This window comes from Chitinophagales bacterium (assembly GCA_020636495.1).
In the GTDB taxonomy this organism is placed as follows: domain Bacteria; phylum Bacteroidota; class Bacteroidia; order Chitinophagales; family Chitinophagaceae; genus UBA5543.
This window is the reverse complement of record JACJXQ010000025.1, coordinates 1-2602: the sequence shown is the minus strand read 5'-3', so window position 1 is coordinate 2602 and position 2602 is coordinate 1. Positions and strand designations below refer to the sequence as shown.

The window sequence follows — 2602 nt, the reverse complement described above, 5'->3', positions numbered from 1 at the left end:
TTCTAGGTTTTCTTGACGACTTGGCAAAGGCTGCCTCCTGGGGTTGTTCATGGAACAAAAACAGGAGGCAGTTTTTTTTGAGGCCATGCGAGGGAAAACCTGGAAACATGGGTGCATTACCAGTGGTCACGACCTAAGATACCGTCATGGCGAGGGAGGCACGACCGAAGCAATCCCCGGAGGGTTGTCCATTCCCAAAGGGGATTGCTTCACGCCTACGCGCATTCCCGCGCTTCGGTTCGCAACAATGGATGGTATCTCAATAGCAGCAGCAGGGCAACTGTTCAGGGTTTGTTGGACGCACTGGACTATGACGCTACCGATAAATGGTATGAGGAAAGGGCCGCGAACCCTTCTTATCAGGGATATACCAACCAAAGTTTCCCTACTGCCAACACCACCTTGCTTTCCGTAAATTATTATGACGACTACGATTTTGACCAAAACGGCCCATCGGACTATGCCTACGACAATGCCCACTTTGCCGGCCAGGAGGCCAGCGCCAGCACCCGCACCCGGGGGCTGCCCACCGGAAGCAAAAGGAGGATACTCAACAGTGCCGGAGTGACCAACGACTGGCTCATAGGAGTTACTTTTTATGATGAGTATGATCGTCCTATCCAAAGCCAGAGTAATAACCAGTTGTACTTAGCAGGGATAGATAAACAAACCACGATATATGATTTTGTAAAACCACTGAAATCTAAATCCACGCACCACTCATCTGCATCGGTGGCGCTTAGTATTGAAGACCGTATGGACTATGACCACATGGGACGCGTGACAAAATTGTACAGAAAAATTGGATCCAATCCAGAACAGACCATTGCCCAGTACACGTACAACGAATTGGGGCAGTTACTCAACAAAAAACTGCACGACACCGGATCGGGATGGCTGCAGCAGGTGGATTATACCTATACCATCCGAGGTTGGCTGAACAAAATCAACGACCCGTCAAGTATTGGTAACGATTACTTTGCGATGGAGATGTTGTACAACGAGAGTTTGGGTGCCCTTAGTCAAGCCCCCAAACACAATGGCAATATCACGGCCATCAAATGGAAGGAAGGATTTGGAAATGATGTAGAGGAGGCCACCAAAGCCTTCGCTTATTCTTATTACAAAAATGACCAATTACAAAAAGCATCCTACGGAGAGGGAGCCAGTTTTGCATTGAATGCCAATGCCTACAATGAGGAGGGGCTTACATATGATGCCAATGGCAACATCAGTACACTACAAAGAAAAGGAAAGAGCGAAACCGGAACTGTCACCACTATTGATAACCTGTCCTATACCTATGCGAGCAATAGCCTGAACAGACTGGCTCAGGTGGAGGATGCCAGCAGCAATGATCAGGGGTTTAATAATGGGGCTACTTCTTCAACAGAATTCGAATATGACAACAGTGGTAACGTAAAAAAAGACCTTAATAAGGGTATCGACAGCATTGCTTATAATGAACTGAACAAAGTAAAGGCCGTTTACTTTACAGGAGGTAAAAACCTAAAATATACCTACGATGCCACAGGTGTCAAGCTGGCTATGGATGTATATGACAACACAACCCTGATTAAATCAACAAAATATGTGGGTGGATTTGTCTATGAAAATGATACCCTTCGCTATTTTGCCTCGCCTGAAGGCAGGGTAGTGGTGAATGACGGCAATTATGAATACCAATATGCTTTGAGTGATCATCAGGGCAATACCCGTACGGTATTTACGAGCAAGGAAGAAACCATGGAGTTCATGGCCACCTTTGAAACCACAGGAAGTGGCCTAAGAGAGGATACCGACCTTTATGAGAACGTAGATGGTAATAATGAAGTTAGTTTTCCGTCTGCCAACCATACGTCAGGTGGAAGCAAAGTATACAAAATGAACCAAACCACCCCTTCTGGACCGGGTATCATGCTACGCGTATACCCTGGTGACACGGTTGAACCCTCAGTGTATGCCTACCATGAAAACAGCAGCGGCTACGGCACATACAGCACCAGTTTGGCAGCGATGGTCACTGCAGTGGCCGGAGCGTTTGGAGGGGCCAATGGTGGGGGTGGTGAAAGTCAGGCCATCTATGATACGTTCAATGATGCACTCGGAGTTTTGGGATTAGGTGGTAACCAAGGTGATGATACTCCGGCAGCTTATTTAAATTATATTTTCTTTGATGAATCAAATGGATTTGATACCCTTTACCAACATGACGATTATGGATGGAAGTCTGTTCCGTCTTCAGCATACTTTAACAAAACACTGGTTCAATTTAACAGTGCCATTACCATTGAAAAGCCAGGTTATATTTATGTGTATCTTAGCTATGAAAACGAAAGCAACAACTGGGTGTATTTTGATGACTTGAAAGTGACGTATACCAAATCACAGGTGGTGCAAACCAACAACTACTATGCGTTTGGTTTACAGACCAAAGACTCGTGGACAAGAATTGATACCAAGCCTAATCAATATCTATACAACAGTGGCAGCGAGCTCAATAAGGTAACGGGAAATTATGAGATGTTCTTCCGCGGTTATGACCCTGCCATAGGAAGGATGAGTGGAGTGGATATCATGGCAAGCAAGTATGCTTCTTACT

At 45.7% G+C, this 2602-nt stretch carries 1 protein-coding gene; it reads left to right on the top strand.

Annotated elements, in window-relative coordinates; genetic code table 11:
* Positions 1-204: 204 nt before the first annotated feature.
* The coding region (locus H6550_16685; protein MCB9047774.1) for a hypothetical protein at positions 205-2602 on the top strand (2398 nt) is incomplete at its 3' end.